At 62.1% G+C, this 17,852-nt stretch carries 21 protein-coding genes; 16 read left to right on the top strand and 5 right to left on the bottom strand.

Annotated features, from left to right (window positions below; genetic code table 11):
- Positions 1 to 252: 252 nt before the first annotated feature.
- Together AC5P7I_RS01605 and AC5P7I_RS01600 are read right to left on the bottom strand one after the other, a co-directional pair.
- On the bottom strand, positions 253 to 1,026 hold the full coding sequence (locus AC5P7I_RS01605) for an NYN domain-containing protein (RefSeq protein WP_049450268.1): 774 nt from the start codon (positions 1,024 to 1,026) through the stop codon (positions 253 to 255).
- An 11-nt stretch (positions 1,027 to 1,037) separates the two neighbouring features.
- Positions 1,038 to 2,576, bottom strand: coding sequence for a restriction endonuclease (locus AC5P7I_RS01600; protein WP_197735275.1), 1,539 nt, complete (start codon positions 2,574 to 2,576; stop codon positions 1,038 to 1,040).
- Between the two features lie 539 nt (positions 2,577 to 3,115).
- On the opposite strand from AC5P7I_RS01600, the gene AC5P7I_RS01595 reads away from it, so the two are divergent.
- The 5 genes from AC5P7I_RS01595 to AC5P7I_RS01575 all read left to right on the top strand — a co-directional run bounded on the left by AC5P7I_RS01595 (position 3,116) and on the right by AC5P7I_RS01575 (position 5,646).
- On the top strand, positions 3,116 to 3,496 hold the full coding sequence (locus AC5P7I_RS01595) for a DUF805 domain-containing protein (RefSeq protein ID WP_075076067.1): 381 nt from the start codon (positions 3,116 to 3,118) through the stop codon (positions 3,494 to 3,496).
- A 352-nt stretch (positions 3,497 to 3,848) separates the two neighbouring features.
- A complete protein-coding gene (locus AC5P7I_RS01590; RefSeq protein ID WP_075076068.1) occupies positions 3,849 to 4,097 on the top strand; it encodes an Arm DNA-binding domain-containing protein in 249 nt (82 codons plus the stop codon).
- Between the two features lie 110 nt (positions 4,098 to 4,207).
- Entirely contained in the window at positions 4,208 to 4,594 is a 387-nt protein-coding gene (locus AC5P7I_RS01585) for a phage integrase central domain-containing protein (RefSeq protein ID WP_075076069.1), read from the top strand.
- 122 nt (positions 4,595 to 4,716) lie between these two features.
- Positions 4,717 to 4,995 carry a hypothetical protein gene (locus AC5P7I_RS01580; protein WP_230374556.1) on the top strand — a complete coding sequence of 93 codons (279 nt, stop codon included), beginning with the start codon at positions 4,717 to 4,719 and terminating at the stop codon, positions 4,993 to 4,995.
- A gap of 147 nt (positions 4,996 to 5,142) precedes the next feature.
- Positions 5,143 to 5,646 (top strand): hypothetical protein, encoded by a 504-nt coding sequence (locus tag AC5P7I_RS01575; protein WP_075076071.1) that lies wholly within the window; start codon positions 5,143 to 5,145, stop codon positions 5,644 to 5,646.
- Positions 5,647 to 5,856: 210 nt separating this feature from the next.
- On the opposite strand, the gene AC5P7I_RS01570 is transcribed toward AC5P7I_RS01575, so the two are convergent.
- Positions 5,857 to 6,867: a DUF4917 family protein gene (locus tag AC5P7I_RS01570; protein WP_075076072.1), complete on the bottom strand. Its 1,011-nt coding sequence runs from the start codon at positions 6,865 to 6,867 to the stop codon at positions 5,857 to 5,859.
- A gap of 103 nt (positions 6,868 to 6,970) precedes the next feature.
- Between AC5P7I_RS01570 and AC5P7I_RS01565 the strand changes: the two genes are divergently transcribed.
- The 11 genes from AC5P7I_RS01565 (at position 6,971) to AC5P7I_RS01515 (ending at position 16,188) form a co-directional block, all read left to right on the top strand.
- Entirely contained in the window at positions 6,971 to 7,888 is a 918-nt protein-coding gene (locus tag AC5P7I_RS01565) for an AbiJ-NTD4 domain-containing protein (protein WP_075076073.1), read from the top strand.
- Positions 7,889 to 7,952: 64 nt separating this feature from the next.
- Positions 7,953 to 9,179 carry a HEPN/Toprim-associated domain-containing protein gene (locus AC5P7I_RS01560; protein WP_075076074.1) on the top strand — a complete coding sequence of 409 codons (1,227 nt, stop codon included), beginning with the start codon at positions 7,953 to 7,955 and terminating at the stop codon, positions 9,177 to 9,179.
- A 1-nt stretch (position 9,180) separates the two neighbouring features.
- Complete coding sequence (locus AC5P7I_RS01555; protein ID WP_425604941.1) at positions 9,181 to 9,705, top strand: hypothetical protein; 525 nt, start codon at positions 9,181 to 9,183, stop codon at positions 9,703 to 9,705.
- Positions 9,706 to 9,941: 236 nt separating this feature from the next.
- Complete coding sequence (locus AC5P7I_RS01550) at positions 9,942 to 10,160, top strand: hypothetical protein (protein ID WP_046432239.1); 219 nt, start codon at positions 9,942 to 9,944, stop codon at positions 10,158 to 10,160.
- 177 nt (positions 10,161 to 10,337) lie between these two features.
- Positions 10,338 to 11,216 carry a 30S ribosomal protein S6--L-glutamate ligase gene (gene rimK, locus AC5P7I_RS01545; RefSeq protein WP_005418651.1) on the top strand — a complete coding sequence of 293 codons (879 nt, stop codon included), beginning with the start codon at positions 10,338 to 10,340 and terminating at the stop codon, positions 11,214 to 11,216.
- 258 nt (positions 11,217 to 11,474) lie between these two features.
- Positions 11,475 to 11,954 (top strand): hypothetical protein, encoded by a 480-nt coding sequence (locus AC5P7I_RS01540; protein ID WP_032957208.1) that lies wholly within the window; start codon positions 11,475 to 11,477, stop codon positions 11,952 to 11,954.
- Between the two features lie 95 nt (positions 11,955 to 12,049).
- A complete protein-coding gene (locus AC5P7I_RS01535) occupies positions 12,050 to 12,520 on the top strand; it encodes a hypothetical protein (protein WP_014648207.1) in 471 nt (156 codons plus the stop codon).
- A 115-nt stretch (positions 12,521 to 12,635) separates the two neighbouring features.
- Positions 12,636 to 13,097 carry a hypothetical protein gene (locus tag AC5P7I_RS01530; protein ID WP_014648206.1) on the top strand — a complete coding sequence of 154 codons (462 nt, stop codon included), beginning with the start codon at positions 12,636 to 12,638 and terminating at the stop codon, positions 13,095 to 13,097.
- 162 nt (positions 13,098 to 13,259) lie between these two features.
- On the top strand, positions 13,260 to 13,937 hold the full coding sequence (locus tag AC5P7I_RS01525) for a response regulator transcription factor (protein WP_005410804.1): 678 nt from the start codon (positions 13,260 to 13,262) through the stop codon (positions 13,935 to 13,937).
- A complete protein-coding gene (locus AC5P7I_RS01520) occupies positions 13,900 to 15,270 on the top strand; it encodes a sensor histidine kinase (RefSeq protein WP_032957212.1) in 1,371 nt (456 codons plus the stop codon). The genes AC5P7I_RS01525 and AC5P7I_RS01520 overlap by 38 nt, the downstream gene beginning before the upstream one ends.
- 531 nt (positions 15,271 to 15,801) lie before the next feature.
- Complete coding sequence (locus tag AC5P7I_RS01515) at positions 15,802 to 16,188, top strand: hypothetical protein (protein WP_075076075.1); 387 nt, start codon at positions 15,802 to 15,804, stop codon at positions 16,186 to 16,188.
- 172 nt (positions 16,189 to 16,360) lie between these two features.
- On the opposite strand, the gene coaE is transcribed toward AC5P7I_RS01515, so the two are convergent.
- A complete protein-coding gene (gene coaE, locus AC5P7I_RS01510) occupies positions 16,361 to 16,972 on the bottom strand; it encodes a dephospho-CoA kinase (RefSeq protein WP_075076076.1) in 612 nt (203 codons plus the stop codon).
- A gap of 11 nt (positions 16,973 to 16,983) precedes the next feature.
- Positions 16,984 to 17,847 (bottom strand): prepilin peptidase, encoded by an 864-nt coding sequence (locus AC5P7I_RS01505; RefSeq protein ID WP_075076077.1) that lies wholly within the window; start codon positions 17,845 to 17,847, stop codon positions 16,984 to 16,986.
- Between the last annotated feature and the right edge of the window lie 5 nt (positions 17,848 to 17,852).

Below are 17,852 nucleotides of genomic sequence, written 5' to 3'. Positions count from 1 at the left end.
GCGTGTTGAATATCCGCTTCGCGTTCGGCGACGTCTCTGGTCCCGCTTTGCGCCATGAGGGCGGGCAGAAGGCGGCTGGCGATGCGAAGTTCTACGTTGGCAGGCATTGGATCTCTGAAGCTCTCAGTATGAAGGGTCTTCACATCGAAGCACTTCGTCCCAGTTTGGCAAGAGACGGAATCTGCGCTGGTTCACAAATATTGAAGTTGACTCTCAATGCCTAGGGATGACAGAAGCCTGCCGGTAACAAAGTCATGCAGCTGTCGATTCGGGTTGTGGTGCCAGTCTGACTAGCCAATGCCCGCCGGGCGCTTGTGTGGCTGTCAGCAGGTCATATGTCTGGATCATGTCGAGGAGGCCGGAGTGGCCGTAGGCCTTCGGCGAGAAGGATGGGTCAGTCCGCTTCAGATAGTGGCCGAGTGTCCCTAGCACCACTTCCCCGTCCGTGGTCCCATCGGCTAGTAAGGCAACCGCGTCGACAAGGAAGCGAGGGCGGCGTTTGGGAATCGGCTTGGCCACTTCGGCTTTGCTGGGCGCGACTTTAGCAGTCGGAGCAGGCGACTCTTCGCAGGTCGCATTCGACTCCGTTGGTTGCCACTCAAAAAACTGGTCGCAGGCGTTACGCAACGCCTCTGGCGTCTTAGCTTCACCCACGATGCAAACCGTGGCTCCTCGTTCTCGAAGCTTACGACACAGGTAGGCGAAGTCAGAGTCACTGGTGACCAAACAGAAGGTGTCTGCGCGCTGGTCGAACATGGCTTCTAAGGCGTCCAGCGCCAACGCGATGTCCGCCGTGTTCTTGCCAGCGGCGTATTGGTATTGCAGGCATGGGGTAAACGCTTGCCGGACGAGTGTTTCCTGCCAACGCTTGGTCAGCGTGGAGTGGTTGCCGTAACCCCTCCGAACCACCACCCGTCCGAACTGAGCTCCCATCAGTAGGGCATGGTCAACGATCTCAGGATTTACATTGTCACAATCGACCAACACAGCCACTTTGCTATCGTGAGCGGCGGATCCGTTTGCCATTTTGTTGGTCCTTACGCTGCGATACGTGCATCAAGGCCTGCATGCTCCCTCAAGAGGTAGAGCAGGCCGCCTCCATCGATCAACTCGATGGGCTTATCCTTTGCGAACTCGAACGCCGCAGTGCCGTAGCCGCTGGTGCAAACTAGGATGCCTTTGCTGGCACCTTCGTTGAGCATGGTTCCGTAGAGGTCCCGAACCGCGCTGACGCCCACTGTGTCCTTATAGCGCTTGGCTTGAATGACGACCTTTCCACCCAGCACCGGCCGGGTGTCGAAGGCCACCGCATCCACGCCGCCGTCGCGGGAGCTGCGTGTCAGCTTCGTATCCAACCCCATTTGACTAAAGAGATTCGATACCAGCGCTTCGAACTCACCAGGGGTCAGCTCGAGCAGATTGGGCCGCGACTCCAGGCCCGAGAGCACGTCTGTCTGGGCAATGAAGCGCTTATCGACCATGTTGAACTCAACAATCGGCTTGATGGCTTGTAGCTCATCCGGCCGGCTGGATACCTGAGCGCCCAAGTTTCGGAGGCATGGGATTTTTTCCACTCGGTCCAGCCGTAGTTGCAGGAAGGCGGCCTTGGTCGCGCGGACCGAGACCACAGGGACGCGGACCTCTTGCCCAGTGGTGGGGTCGTGTGCATCGACCACGCCATTGAAGGTCACCAACGCTAAGGCATCCGCTTGGTCGGCTTCAAACACCTCGTGCAGTGTGCGCAAGGTGATCGAGGCGATGATGTCCTGGTAGAGCGCTTTGATGTCGCTTGCCTTACGCGCCTTGGCGTCGATAGCATCCCGGGTCTTGACGTAGCGGTAGTCCGATTCGGCAGGAATGACGGACACCTCTGGGAGGTCATACTCTATGACCAGTTCCTTGGATTCCTCTGCGTAGGCCAGCTTGAAGGACTGCGGGAAGCCCTCGGCGGGGTATTCCGAGCGTGTCAGCACCATGTCGTTGTAGGCGACGACGGCGTCTGGCTCGTGCGCGTTGTAAGCCTGCTGAAAGGCATCAACCTCCGCGTTCCGACGAGCCACATCGGCATCGTAGAGGGCGCGAGCCGCCTCATGTTCGGTTCGTAGGTCGGTTAGGCGTTTTCTTTTTTGCGCTTCCGCACTCTGAAACTGCTCCAGAGCCTGTTGATGGGCATCTCGTGCTGCCGTTTGAGCCGCCAAGTGCCGCTTTCCAGCGCCCGGCCAGAACCGTGCAAGGCCGGTGGGGGCGAGCACGTCAACCGGGGCTGGGGCCACGCCTGGCATCAACTCCTTGGGTGTCTTGAAGGTGGGGTGAGGATCCGTGTGCCGCAGGCTGTCGAAGCTGATGGTGTCATTCACCGAGAGGGTGTGAAGGAGCAATCCCTCCAGCTCCTCCAGCCGGTCTTTTAGCTCGGCGTTGAGGTCGTCGGCCTCCGCCTGTCGATCCTGAAGGTATTCGGCCTTGGCCAAACGGGCTGCCGCCTTTTCTTCCTTTTCCATCGCGCGCAGCTCCCGCATCTGCTGAGCGGCTGCCATACGCTGATGGCGCTCCAACTGTCTCAGCTGCGTGGCCTGCATCCGCTCTCGGCGCTTGCTCTCCCGCTGCGCTGCGGCCGCTGCCCGGCCAGCTGCCCGCAAAAATCCTTCCAGGCCGCTCCGTCGTCCCATGGTGTTGCGTCCCCCTGATGAGTGCCCAGAGAGTAGCGCGTTCCCATCTGCCCAAGAACACCGAAAGGGCTAGACGATGGGCTGAAGACATCAGGAAGGCCGTGGGGTATCATCCGAGGCATCATTTTGGATCACCCTCCTGCTGGGATAAGCTAGGGAAATCAATCGGTTGGCGTAAGAGGATTCTGTTCCCTTCGCCCGCTCCATGTCTCCCAACGGTTTGCGCCGTCTCAGGCGCTCCGCTCCCGCTGCGCCGCTTCGCAGTCCATCGCATGGCAGTGGCGTTGCAAGCGTTCTTCTTTCGCACATGCATCCCGGTTGTGGTAGCCGATGGATGGCTTTGCCGTATTCGCCGTTCTACCCCGCCGTCAGGTTCAGTCGTGGCTGGGTTTGAAGTGCTAAAAGATCGTTAGCTGCTGGTTTTCATCACCACGTTGACTGGAGCGTCAATGATCGCTGCACTTGCGCCGCTCGGGCGGTGCCTTGATTTCTCAGGGCGCTCCGACCGCATCGAATTCTGGTCGTTTTCCCTGCTGGGCCTTCTGGTGGCGGGGCTCAGCTACAGCCTGATGAACATCGGCTACTGGCTGATCGGCACTGATCTGTTCGATTGGGAGCTGTCCCGGCAACTTGGGAAACTAGGACAGGTGTTGGCGATCATCGCACTCCTCGTCTTCCTTCCCCCGATGCTGGCATTGGCCGTGCGTAGACTGCACGACATCGACGAGTCAGGCTGGTACGTCGTGATTGCCTTCATTCCATTGGGTGTATTCGTTCTGTTTCCCGTCATGCTGCTTCCGGGCAGCGAAGAAGAGAATCGATTCGGCTGACATCACGTCTGCCAGTGCCGGAATGAAACGCATCACGGCATCTTCTCCGCCAGTCGCTGCGCATAGCCCTCGGTAAACAATTCCGCCAACGCCTGCCGCTGCGATGTGTCGATCGCGCGCGAGGCGCTTGACGTGGGTTCGATTCCCATCGCCCGCTCCACATCAAGTTTCCAGGGGCCTCCACCAACTCCTTGCAAACTAGTGATCTGATTGGGTTTTTCCTCACCCCCTCAGTTCAGTGACTTCCAGCGAAAACCACTGACTACCAGCTCCAACCGGCACATTAAGTGGTACATCAATACGGCAGAGGTGCAGTTCGCATTGTTGCTGGAGGAGGAGCCACGGTACCGGAATGAACATCGCTTCCAACTCGACCTTCCAGGAGTTAGACGCCATGTTCATCGACGTCATGGTCCGCCAGGCCCGGGCCACTGGCAAACCCTACGCCCTCGCTGATTTTGACAGGCTGTCCCTGTTTGTCTCATCTGGCGGAACCAGGAACTGGTACTTCCGCTACACCTGGTTGGGCAAGCGAGCCCGGATCTCTCTCGGGACCTACCCTGAGCTGACGCTGCGCGAAGCGCGTAAGCTGCGTGACTAGGCGCGTGCGCTGGTCGCCAAATGTGTCAACCCACGGCTGGAACGCAATCTTTAACGACAGGCCCCCGGCTTGCCACCGAGAACACATTCAAGGCGGTCTATGAGAAGTGGATGGAACACCGCCGTCTGTCGCTCGAGGGAGGCCGCCAGACCACGGCGCCCATCATCCAGCGGATCTTCACCAAGGACATCTTCTCCTACCTGAAGCGCTACACCGACTACGAGATCACCCGGCCCATGCTGCTGGAGGTGGTCGCCCGCATCGAAAAGCGCGGGTCGCTATCGGTGGCCGAGAAGGTGCGGACCTGGCTCAAGCAGCTGTTCGACTACGCCATGGTGGTCATTCCGGCCATGCAGCCCAATCCTGCGACCGACCTGCGCGTGGTAGCCATCCCACTGCCGCCGGTGGCGCGCCCCCCCTCCTTCTTGCGGATGGCCGAGTTGCCGACGTTTCTTCAGGCGCTGCGCAAGTACCACGATACCCAGAAGGCCTGCTGACCGCCCGCTTGCTCCTGCTGACGCGCGTGCGTACGGGCGAGCTTCGCCTGGCCACGCCCGACCGGTTCGACTTGGAGCGCGGTCTGCGGATCATCCCGGTCGCCTCGCTCAAGTAGCGCAAGTTGCTCACAAAGAAGCGGCGCAAGCGCGTGACGGACATTCCGCCCTACATCGTGCGACTCTCGGCCCAGGCTCGGGAAATCGTCTGTTTCATGTTTGAACAGTTCAAACCCGCCCAGCAGTACCTGTTCTCCGGTGCCAAGCGCATTACCGACCGGATGAGCGAAAATACCGTCAATGCCGGGCTTAACCGCCTGGGCTATGAAGGCCGGCTCACCAGCCATGGCATGCGGGCCACGCTCTCAACGGCGCTCAACGAACTGGGCTATCCCAATATCTGAGTCGATGCCCAGCTTTCCCATTCCGATCCCAACCGCATCAGCGTCACCTACAACCACGCCGAGTACCTCAAGCAACGGGGGATGATGAAGCAGGATTGGACCGACCGACTAGACCTGTTCGAGTAGTATCAGGTCGAGGTCGCCAACATGCACCCGACGATCCACCTTCAGGGCGTACCGATCATTGCGGGGCAGCAGACCCAGCTATTGCATGCACCGGCTGAAAACGCAGCCATCACGCTGGTCACCCCCACCGAGCAGGCGATGACCCTGGCCACTCCCGAGTCCCAGCGGTTGTCAGCCGTGGTGATGCCAGATTACACAAAGCCCAAAATCTCGGACCTGCAGCGCGGGCGGCTGGAACTCCTGGAGACCTTCGAGCATTCCGAAAATCTGGTGGTGGCTGAGTGCGCAAGGATGGTTGGGAAATCGCGGAAGTGGGTCACCTACGAAATCCAGGCGGGGAATCTGCTGGCGCTCCAGTTCGGCAACAAAGGGCAGCGCGTGCCGGAGTGGCAGATGGACCCGCTGAATCGCCGCCTGGTCCAGAAAGTCATCCGACGGACGCCCCGCGCAGATATTGATTTACCACACCCCTCTGGAAGCGGTCGCAGGCCAGGGCCTAGACCTTGTGGCAGACCTGGTGCTTGAACACTGCAGCCGTAGCGAATCTACCGGCTTGCGGCCTGATTTGGGCTACTACAACTAGGCCTTGGCCTGACACACTTCCCAGCCGCTCAGTGGCGACGCGGCTGAGATACACCCCGATGTCACGCCGGGGAAGGCGTTATCGAGTGCTTCGTGCGGTGCGAGGTGAGGCCACCGGCCCGACCTAGCAGAAGAGCCGCAGCACCGCCTCCTTCACACTTGCTCCGGCATCGGGTGAATCCAGCATCCAGGGCTTTCGCAGTCGAAGAAGTCCACCTGGACCGGCCCCAGATCATCTTGAATCGTCTGATAGGCGTAGTTGCAGTAGACCTGGTCGTTGCCAAGCACCGATACCGCAACCCGCTGGATACCACTGTTGCGCATGCGCTGCAGCAAATGCCGGTCATGCTCGCCAATCCCCCAACCGAATAGCGTCAACGCCTGCCGCTGCGAAGTCAGCACCTCTCGATACACCGTCGACAGGTAATAGCTGTTCTGGATCGAGGAAACCTTCTGCGTCTTCGTCCCCTCGCTGACAAACAGCGGGACAACACGCTCGCTTCGCCACTCGTCCAGGATCGCCTCCAGCAGGCGGCCTCCGCCGGCATGAACCTTGAACTCTTGCTCCACGGCATCGCGGCATAGGGCCAGACTGCCATGGGGATAAAACACCAGCGTGTTGGTTTTCTCCTTGTAGAGTTCGCGGTACTTCTGCCAGTCATCATCGAATCTGGCGTGCCTGAGAAAGCAGTCCTTGAAGGTATGGCGATCATCAACGTTGAGCCCAAAGGTCATCGTCCAATAGACCAGCAGGTCGTAATTGAGCGACAGGACCGTATCGAACGACTTGAGGAACTGGTACATGAGCGGGAGATGGGCTTGCACCTCGCCGTGCTCTGGATGGACCGCTCGAACGGCTTCAATCAAGCAGTCCCGAACATGCAGGTAAGCTGCCCGTGTACGCTCGTCGGGAATCTGCAACGACTTGTTGACGGTGGTGGCCTGCCAAACCAGCCGCAGGACCAGCTCGAAATCTTGCGTGCCGAAAAAATCGAAAAGGCGGCCCACATCCTCTGTAAGCAGACCGTCTTGCTGGGCGTGGTCGAGCAATGAGCCGTAAGCAAAGCGGCGCGACACGGCGATACTTGCCCCGTTCCCAAGCACAATCGTGCCACGGTGGTACTGTTCGGCAATCTCGGCCCATCGAGCAACCTGATGCGGCATGTCGGCTCCCTCCTGTTTTTCTGGTGAGGGGATGATATCCGATCGGTTTGCAGCCCACTATTATCGTGCCACCTGCGTATCCAACAAATCCAAGGATGAGTGAATGAAGGACTACTTCAGTGATCGTGAGCACGGAGCCCGCCCCAGAACGGAACAGGAAATGACTCCGACAGCCTGGGCCGGCATCGTTGCGCTCGTGGAAGCCTTGGCCAATGGCGGTGCCTTCGGGCATAGCTATCCGGAGCAATGTGCAGATGGAGGGGTGTGCGGCAACGACATTCAGCTCCTGAACGGCGCCATTGAGGCCGAACTTCATGGTCTGTCGTGGCCATTGCAGACCCAGCACGATCGTGAGCCAGAAAGCTACCGACGCGAAATGGCGCCATGGTGCCCGCCCACACTGCTTGCCCTGGACCTAATTGAGTTCGTCTGGCGCAAGGTCGCCAAGCCCATCCAAATCGGCAAGTACCATGAGTACGCTCGGCATTATCACCTGACGTTCAACCAAGATGGTGGGCGAACCGAGTTTCGCGAGGAAGTGAACCTTATCCTTGCCCGCAACGGATTGGCATATGAGCTGACCGCCTACGGGAGCATTCGTCGCTTGCTACCCGCGGTAATTGGCGAGGCCTTGGCCAGGACGTACTTTCGTACTGGGGAGCGAACTTTGGACGTCCTGTTGGAGGAGAGTTGCGTGAAGTTCTCCGATCCTGATCCACTCATCCGTCGCGAGGCCCTGGAACGCTTATTCGACTCATGGGAGAGAATCAAGTCCATGGCCGACGACAACGACAAGGCGAAGTCCATCGCGATCATCCTAGACCGGTGTGCCACGGAGCCCGAATTTCGGAAGATGCTGGATGCAGAGGCGCGCGAGCTTACGAGAATAGGCAACAGCCATCTGTTCCGTCACCACGAGATGAAGCAGACGCCTGTCGTCGATGTGCAGCAGGTGGACTACCTGTATCACCGCCTGTTTGCGATGGTCGAACTTGTCATTCGTAAGAACGCACCTCGCTAAGGCGCGAGCGCATCACTCAGCTCATCCGTACCTGGACTCAAGAGATTCTGCCTAGGAGCCACTTGTGGGAACCATTATTGACCTGACCGTTGGAGGTCTCGAAGTCGATTGGAGCAAGAACTACAAGGGGATTGATCACGGTGATCTATTCCAAGAGCAGGATCGGGAACCGGATGGGGAGTTCAGACGCCCCTTGCGCACGATCGTCCCCCGCCTGGAGCTTCTCGGCTATCGCATAGAGACGGTCCGCCATCTGTATGAGCAAATGGCAAAGCAATGGGGGGAGGACCAAGCCGATTTCGATGATGCGGATCCAAGGGGTGCGGAGCCTTTGAGTTTTGAAGAGCTGCTCGTATTTGTGAGAGCCCATCCCATCCAGGCATTGGACGACCGGTTTGTTGAAGAGTTGGACGCTGGGAAGATGCGTGGCCGTTTTGACGGCTCCGAGATCGTGGCGCGGATCCCTGCGAATCCTGATCACGCCTCTAATGCTTACTCCGAGCGCAGCTACTTCGGTGTGCTAATCGATTTTTTACCCGCCTACGCCGTCCTAAGGCTGCTTGCCGAAAACCCCGCGAACTTGGATCTGAGCGTCATCTGGCGCTACGGCCCATTGGTTGAGGCCGGCTGGGCCGATGCCTCGGACTTCGTACCCTGTACCCGCCGGGAGCAAACGGTTTTGATTGCCACCGAGGGTTCATCGGATGTGCACATTCTGAAGCTTGCAATTAAGCTGATTCGCCCTGAGGTCGCGGACTTCTTTCGATTCATCGACGTGAGCGAGCGACATCCCTTTTCAGGCACCGGCAGTCTCGTGAAGTTTGCTGAAGGCCTAGCCAAGATCGATGTGCAGAACCAAGTCCTGGTTGTCTTAGACAATGATGCAGAGGGGATGGATGCACTGGAAGCCATAAAGCGCTTCAGACTCCCCAGTAACATGCGTGCATTGTGCCTCCCTGAGCTCGATGAGTTTCGAGACTTCCCCGCTCGCGGCCCAGACGGGGTTACCAATAGCGATATCAATGGCCGAGCCGCCGCGATTGAATGCTATTTGGACCTGTCGCTGCCTAATCACGGTCCCGCGACCGTCGTATGGACCAACTACAAGGAAAAGCGAGAGGTTTACCAAGGGTCTCTGGAATTCAAGGACACTTATACGCGAGCGTTCCTGAATCAGACAGCCGAAAGCCTGCGAACAGGCACTTACGACGTTCGCAAGCTCCAATACGTACTGGATGCTCTCATCGAGGAAAGTAGCCTGCTAGCGGCCTCAGTGAGGACCACCTGCTGAAATGCGCCAATATGTGCCATGGCTTGCGACTAAGGCCGGCACTCTGGCGCGGGCTTTCGGTCGGCCGATAAGCGACGCCAAACGGCGCAGTGCACGCACAGTGTCACTTATCCATCGCATCTTCACTGGTGCGCTCAAGCGCTTCCTTGTATTGCATCAGATCGGCAAACCTCACCCTGCGGTGCTTGCCGGTCCGATGAAATGCCAACACCCCATGTTCGAGCAGCTTGACGAGATGGGGCGGGACACATTGAGCAGATCTGCAGCCTCCAGCGTGGTCAGTTTCGCATTGCGAACTGACCATGTGGCGCATGGGTCGTGGCGCTTCGCGGAGCCATTCGACATCACCCAATGCCGGAGCAAAGAGCGAGAATCAAAGACCCGCCTGTCCGAGGAAGACGGGCCGATCACTGATGTGCCGATGCTGCTGGCGCGGGAACTGTACTTTGCATGGGATCGGGATCAGGCATTGTCCGTCCTAGCCGAGGCGCACGCTGCAGTTTCGCGTTGGCGGGAATCGCCCTAGGTGCCGATGTTGGATTGCGTACAAAACGAACTGGATGAGTTCGTAGCTGGAGTGAGGTTTTCTTTAATTATCATATAGTTGCGTGCGAGTTTAAATTCCCATCGCCCGCTCCAATCACGCCACGCGCGTAGACAGAAGGCCGCTCATCAGCGGCCTTCTTCATTTCTGATTAGTTTCATATCCACGGCCATACGCGCCCGGTTAGCGTTGCCGCATTTCCTACACGGAAGCAGCGCATGGAAACGAAGGACGACGTCGTCGGCAGCCTTCATGAGATCTACAAGAACTCCGGTGCCGGCACCTCCCGCCAGCTGGCGGCAGTGCGCGCACTGGGTCGCGCCGGTGGGCCGAAGGCCGCGCAGCTTCTGTGGCAGATCTATGAGGGGACCTCGGCCGGATCGGTCACGCAGATGGCCTGCATCGCAGCGCTGGGTGAATCCGCGCGCGGGTTCTGAAGCGGACCCAGCCCGCATGGTGATGCGGGCCTGTGGTGTATCCGGCGACGGTTACTCTTTCGCCGGAATCGTCGCCGCAGGAGCCGGCCACTACCGGCGCAGGCGGCACGGGCCAGGCATCATCCACCCGCCACACGCCCGCGCTATGCTTCGCGCCTGCCGACCGATCCCACCGCGATGAAGCTCGCCATCCTGTCCCGCAACAGCTCCCTGTATTCCACCCGTCGGCTGGTCGAGGCGGCGCGCGCGCGCGGCCACACCGTGCGCATCCTGGACCCGTTGCGCTGCTACATGCGCATCGCCGCCGATGGCTTTTCCATGCACTACAAGGGCCGGCCAATGACCGGCGTGGACATGGTCATTCCGCGCATCGGTGCCTCGATCACCCGCTACGGCACCGCGGTGCTGCGCCAGTTCGAGCTGATGGGCGCGCGCACGCCCAATCCGTCCGACGCCATCCTGCGTTCGCGCGACAAGCTGCGCGCGCACCAGCTGCTGGCGGCCAAGGGCATCGACATGCCGGTCACCGTGTTCGGCGACAACCCCGACGACACCGTCGACCTGCTGTCCATGCTGGGCCCGCCGCCGCACGTGGTGAAGCTCAATGAAGGCACCCAGGGGCGCGGCGTGATCCTGACCGAGAAGGCCAGTGCCTCGCGCGGCATCGTCGAAGCGCTGCGCGGCCTGTACGCCAACTTCCTGATGCAGGAATTCATCGGCGAGGCCAAGGGGGCCGACCTGCGCTGCTTCGTGGTGGGCGACCAGGTGGTGGCGTCGATGCAGCGGCAGGCACCGGAGGGCGACTTCCGCTCCAACCTGCACGCCGGGGGTACCGCCGTGGCGGCCAAGGCCAGCCGTGCCGAGCAGCAGGTGGCGGTGCGTTCGGCCAAGGCGCTGGGCCTGTCGGTCTGCGGCGTGGACCTGATCCGTTCCGCGCGCGGCCCGCTGGTGCTGGAGGTCAACTCCACGCCCGGGCTGGAAGGCATCGAAGCGGCCTGCGGGGTCGACGTGGCGACACGCATCATCGAGCACGTAGAGAAGATCAAAAAACCCTGATTATCCATGGGGTTATGATTCTCACCGGCAAATGATCCGGGCCTTTAACGAGGCTTTAATCGGATCGGGCGTAGGCTTCAGCGAACCGCAGCTCTGCCTCTCAGCAGGATCGGTATCGGGATACGACTTCAGGCCCAGGCGGGTGCACCGTCTGGGCCTTTTTTATGCCTGTCGGCCCCATGCCCAAGGTCTCTTGTGGAGGCCGCGTGACGGTCGTAGAGTTGGCCCTTCGTTCCGGGATGGATCGGGAGGTTGGCGATGTACCGCATCATGATGATCGCGTTGCTGCTGGGCCTGTCTGGCGCTGTTGCCGCCAAGCCGGAGAAAGTGGCTGTACAGATGGACCGGCAGGGCTCGGTCGCCGAGCAGATGCGTCAGGTGGAAACCGCCCTGGCCGCCCCCGACTATGCCGAACTGTCCGCCGAGGATCGCGGCCAGGTGCAGCAGTCGCTGTCGCGTATCCGCCAGCACATGGGCGAACGCCAGACCGTGCAGGAGCTGCCGCCGCAGCTGCAGGCCGAGGTCTTCAACGAGCAGGAACGCATCAACACCCTGTTGGCGCGTGGCCATGAAGACAGCCGGCAGATCTGCAGGTACGAACGCACCACCGGCAGCAACATGCCCAAGAGCCGCTGCCTGACCGTGGCCGAACGGCGCCGGATCGAAGAGAAAGGCAAGGCGCTGATCAACGACCAGCGCAGCTACAACACGCTCAGCCCACCGCCCGCCGGGCGTTGACCGCACCGCCCTTCGGCCCATCGAGCGTGCTGTGACGGCGCATCGGTGGCACCGCAGGATCGATGTTCCACTCATGGAAGAACCTGGAGGTAACGATGCAGCGCATGACCCCCTTCGCCCTGATGTTGGGCCTGGCCCTGGCCACCACCGCCCACGCCAAGCCCGAGAAAGGGCAGGTGAAGTTCGACGCCAACGCACCGGTGGCCGAACAGATCCGCAACGTTGAGACGGCGATCAACAGCGAGGACTACAGCGAGATCGGGCTGGAAGACAAAAGCCGCGTGCAGCAGGCGCTGGGCCGCATCAAGATCAAGATGGGCGACCACGAACGCGTGGAGCAGGTCAGTCCGCAGGACCGCACCGAGATCTTCAACGACCAGGAAGTGATCAACACGATCATGACTCGCGCCCACGCCGACAGCCGCATGGTCTGCCGTCGTGAACGCACCACCGGCAGCAACATGCCGCAGAGTGTCTGCCTGACCGTGGCCCAGCGCCGCAAGGCGCAGGAAGACAGCCGCAAGGCGCTCAACGACAACCAGCGCTTCAACAACTACAAGCCCTGATCGCTGCCGGACCGATCGCATGCCGCCATCGGTCACCCTGCCGTGCGTCCCTTGTGGGCGCATCGGCGGAATCGTACAGTCGAGACCCTATTCATGGACGAACATGGAGCTCGTCATGTACCGCAATACGACACTTGCCCTGATGCTGTCGCTCGGCCTGGTAGCCACCGTGCAGGCCAAGGCGCAGAAGGACACCGTGCAGATGGATGCCTTCACCCCGGTGTCCGAGCAGATCCGCCGCGTTGAAACGGCCATGGGCAGCGAGGACTACAGCGAGATCGGGCTGGAGGACAAGAGTCGCGTGCAGCAGGCACTGAACCGGATCCGGATCAAGATGAATGGCCGGGAGAAGGTGGATGAGTTGGCCCCGCAGGAGCGCAACGACCTGTTCAACGAGCAGGAGATCGTCAACACCATCATGACCCGCGCCCAGGCCGACAGCCGCATGATCTGCCGCCGCGAGCGCCTTACCGGCAGCAACATGCCGACCAGCGTCTGCCTGACCGTGGCCCAGCGTCGCAAGGCCCAGGAAGACAGCCGCCGGGCGCTGACCGACCAGCAGCGCATCAGCCGCTGACCGCTCGCCGAGGGGGCTTTTGCCGGTGTCGGCCCTTCGGTACGAAATGTTAAGAATGGAACCTGTATCGTTCAGCAGGTAGACGTCGCGTCCACCCACGCAGGGGCATCCTGAGCGGGTGGGCCTGGCCCCCCGACGACCCTTCAAGAACCAGAGGTCCCAGTGCGCATTCTCGTAATCGAAGACAACAGCGACATCGCCGCCAACCTTGGCGACTACCTTGAGGATCGTGGCCACACCGTGGACTTCGCCGCCGACGGCGTGACCGGCCTGCACCTGGCCGTGGTCCACGAGTTCGACGCCATCGTTCTGGACCTGAACCTGCCGGGCATGGATGGCATCGAAGTGTGCCGCAAGCTGCGCAACGAAGCGCGCAAGCAGACCCCGGTGCTGATGCTGACCGCCCGCGACTCGCTGGACAACAAGCTGGCCGGTTTCGATTCCGGCGCCGATGACTACCTGATCAAGCCGTTCGCGCTGCAGGAAGTGGAAGTGCGCTTGAACGCGCTGTCGCGCCGCGGCAAGGGCGTGCAGACCCGCGTGCTGGAAACCGGCGACCTGGAATACAACCTTGACACGCTGGAAGTGCGCCGCCAGGGCAAGCTGCTGCAACTCAACCCGACCGCGCTGAAGATCCTGCAGGCCCTGATGGAGGCCGCGCCGGCCGTGGTCACCCGCCAGGAGCTGGAAACCCGCGTGTGGGGCGAGGAGCTGCCCGACTCGGATTCGCTGCGTGTCCACATCCACGGCCTGCGTGCGGTGGTCGACAAGCCGTTTGAAGTGCCGCTGATCCAGACCCGCCATGGCATCGGATACCGCATCGCCACCCCGGAAGCCTGATTCCGTGGCAACCAAGGGGGAGCGCCGGCGTTCGCCGTATCGGCGGCGCCTGCGCAGCCGCATCATCGTCTCGTTCGTGTTGTTGGGCTTCTGCCTGACGACACTGTTCGCGTTTGCCACCAACTGGGCCCGCATGCGCGTGGAAAACCAGCTGGTGGAAGACGTGATGAACCGCAACATCAACGAGTACGTGCGGCGGTTCTACGAGAGCCCGGATCGCAACCCCGACCTGCCCGTGCAGCAGATGCGTGCGCGCCTGATCAAGCCTGACAAGTTTGACGCGCTGCGCGAGGAAGAGCCGGACTGGTATGAGTTCAAGGATGGCCTGTACAACATGGGCGGCGTGGACGAGCGCGGCCAGCGCTATTCCTACAAGCTGGCCGTGCGCAAGACGCCCGACGCCTGGGCATTCCTGGCCTACGACATGACCGACAGCGTGCGCGGTGGGCAGCAGCTCAACCGCGCGCTGGTGCTGTCGGTGCTGGTGTTCAGCCTGTTGTCGCTGGTGCTGGGCTGGTGGTCGGCATCGAAGGTGATGAAGCCGGTCTCGGACCTGGCCGCGCGGCTGCGTGCCTATCGCGGCGGCACCAGTGATCCCGAGCCGCTGGCGCCGCGGTTCCCCGACGACGAAGTGGGGCAGCTGGCGCAGGCGCTGGATGATTATTCGTCGCGACTGACCGAAGTGGTGCAGCGCGACCGCGAGTTCAATGCCGACGTCAGCCACGAACTGCGCACGCCGCTGGCGGTGATCCGTGGCGCCACCGAACTGCTGCTGACCCGGCCCGGCCTGGATGAGAAGGTGCTGCAGCGGCTACAGCGCATCCAACGCGCCGAACAGCAGTGCAGCGACCTGATCGGCGCGCTGCTGCTGCTGTCGCGCAACGAGCGCGGGCAGGGCACCAGCAACGTCGCGCGCGTGGCCGAACAGCTGCTGGACGCCCACCGCGCCCAGCTGGGTGGCAAGCCGCTGGAGCTGGCGCTGGAAGGCGAGCGCAACCTGGTGATCGATGCGCCGGAGGCGGCCTTGTCGGTGGCGCTGGGCAACCTGATCGGCAACGCGGTGAAGTACTCGCAGGATGGCGAAGTGCGCGTCTTTGTCGGCAGCAATTCAGTGTCGGTGACTGACAGCGGCCCGGGCCTGAGCGAAGAAGACGCCGCCAAGCTGTTCCAGCGCGGCTATCGCGGCACCCATGCCGGCCATTCGCAGGGTGGTGGCATCGGCCTGTCGATCGTCAGCCGCCTGTGCGATCTGTACGGCTGGCAGGTCAGCGTGCGCCCCGGTGGCGAGCGCGGCGTGATCGCCACGCTGACGTTCTCGCCGAAGCCGTTGTAAGGGCCCCTGCTTGGGTGGGTGCTCCACTTGTAGAGCCGAGCCTGCGCTCGGCTGCCGTGGCTTCCCGAAGCCGAGCATGGGCTCGGCTCCACAGCGGGTTCGTGTCGCGCCCTCTGTCGCTTGTGCCACCGAATTCCCCTCGCAGGAAGGATGGGCCAGAAGCCCAACACGACATCACCGTGACCGTTGCCACGTAGCGCGCGTGTCCGCATGCACGCATTCGTACACCCAACAGCGGCTTGAGAATTTCCTTACAGATCACAGCGCTGCGTGATGGCCAGATGGGGCGGCCGGGGCAGGTGCCCTGGCCGGGATTGGCGTCCTGAAAAAAACCAACATTCAGCTCTCTTCGACGGCCCCTCGGCCAGTCGTTGAAAATGCACCGCGTGCCTTGCTTCGGCGGGCGGTGCGTGGGGATTCATCAGAATCCGCTGGAGTATTTTTGCTGAATGTCGGATCTCCGGTACGCCAACCCGCACCGTCCGCCACCTCGCATCCGCAGGTGGCTCGTCGTCTGCGAGGAGATTCACCATGTCCGCACGCCCCGTGTTCCCCCAACTGTACGCACTGATCGGCGAAGCCGCTGACCTGCTGCCGGCCGACGTCGCCGCGCGCATCGAAACCCTGCTCGATGATCCGAAGGATCTGCTGCCTGCGCTGCTTGCCCGCATGGACGGCCGCGATGCCGCCGACGGCCGGCGACTGGAAGCGCAGGGCCTCAGCCCTGCCCAGGCGGCCACCATGGCCGGTCTCAGCCGCACCCTGGCCGGCTTGAATGCACTCATGCAGGTGCTGCACGCCGCCGAAGCCGCCCGCGAACAGGGCGGTGCCCACCAGCAGCTGAGCCCGGATGTCGTCGACGGCCTGCTGCTCGGCGCACGAGAACTGGCCCGTTATGCCCGCCTGCAGCTGGAGTAGGTCCACGCCACGCGTGAATGCAGAACGCTTTGTAGAGCCGAGCCCATGCTCGGCTTGATGATCGCAGCCGAGCGTGGGCTCGGCTCTACAGCAGTTCCGCGCTGGTGCAGGGTAAATCGCCGCAATGCGTGGATGCGTGTGGTAGTGCCGGCCGCTGGCCGGCAACCAAGCCTCAACCCCCAGCCAACCCCAGATACCGCTCATGCAGCGCTTCCACCTGCGCCTGCAGCTCTTCCGGGTGACCATCGTTGACCACCACATCATCGGCAAGTGCCAACCGCTGCGTGCGGCTGGCCTGGGCGGCGATCATCTTGTCGGCCAGCGCGGCGTCGATGCCGTCGCGCTGCATCAGCCGGGCGTGCTGCACGGCTTCGGGCGCATCCACCAGCAATACCCGGTCCAACCACGGGTAGGCCTGCCGCCCACCGACCTCGGTCAGCAACGGAATGGCGGCAATCGCATAGGGGCTGGCGGCCTGCTCGCACTGCTGTTGCATCAGCAGACGGATGGCCGGGTGGGTGATCGCTTCCAGCGCCGCCCGTTCGGCCGGGTCGGCGAACACGTGGGCCCGCAGGCGTGCCCGGTCCAGGCTACCGTCCGCCTGCAGCATGCCGGCGCCGAAGCGCTCGGCGATACGGTCCAGGGCCGGGCTGCCGGCGGCAACCACCGCGCGGGCGGCCAGATCGGCGTCGGCCACCACGATGCCCAGCGCGTCGAAGCGCCGGGTCACCTCGCTCTTGCCGGCGGCAATGCCGCCGGTCAGGCCAACCACATAGCGGCTCATGGGGATTCCCCTCAGCGCAGTCCGCTCAACACCAGGTACTGCTCCACCACGGGCGCGCCCCACATGAAGTACAGCCAGCCCGCGATCGCCAGGTAGGGGCCGAACGGGATCGGCGTGGCGCGGTCACGGCCCCGGGTGTACAGCCAGATCGAGCCGATGATGGCGCCCAGCACCGACGACAGCAGGATGATCGGCAGGATGCCCTTCAGCCCGCACCAGGCGCCGAGGGCGGCCAGCAGCTTGAAATCGCCGTGGCCCATGCCTTCCTTGCCGGTCAGCTGCTTGAACAGCCACCAGACCATCCACAGCGACAGATAGCCCACCGCCGCGCCGACCAAGGCAGGCTTGGCCGGCATGTACAGGTTGTCGATGTTGCCTATCAGGCCCAGCCACATCAGGGACAGGGTCAACTGGTCGGGCAGCAGCTGGGTGCGCAGGTCGATGCCAGACAAGGCGATCAGGAAGCAGGTCAGCACGATGGCGCCGAAGCCCTGCCAGCCGAAGCCGAACTGCCAGACGCAGGCCAGCACCAGCACCGAGGTCAGGGCCTCGACCAGCGGGTACTGCAACGAGATCGGCGCCTTGCAGTGGCGGCACTTGCCGCCCTGGATGATCCAGCTGAACAGCGGGATGTTCTCGTACCAGCTCAGCTTGTGCTTGCAGTGCGGGCAGTGCGAGGGCTCGACCACGATCCCCGGTGGCGGGGGTTCGTAGAAGTCCGGTTCCTCCAGGACCTCGCGCGCATCGCGCTTCCACTGCCACTCCAGCCGCTTGGGCAGGCGCAGGATGACGACGTTGAGGAAACTGCCCAGCAGCAGCCCCAGGGCGGCCGCGGCGGGGTAGCCGAGGCCGGGATGCTGGTCGAGAAATGCCATGTAGT

The organism is Stenotrophomonas sp. YJH_SMC_138 (assembly GCF_059369855.1).
The sequence above is the reverse complement of the archived record's forward strand: the minus strand, read 5'-3'. Positions and strand labels throughout refer to the sequence as shown.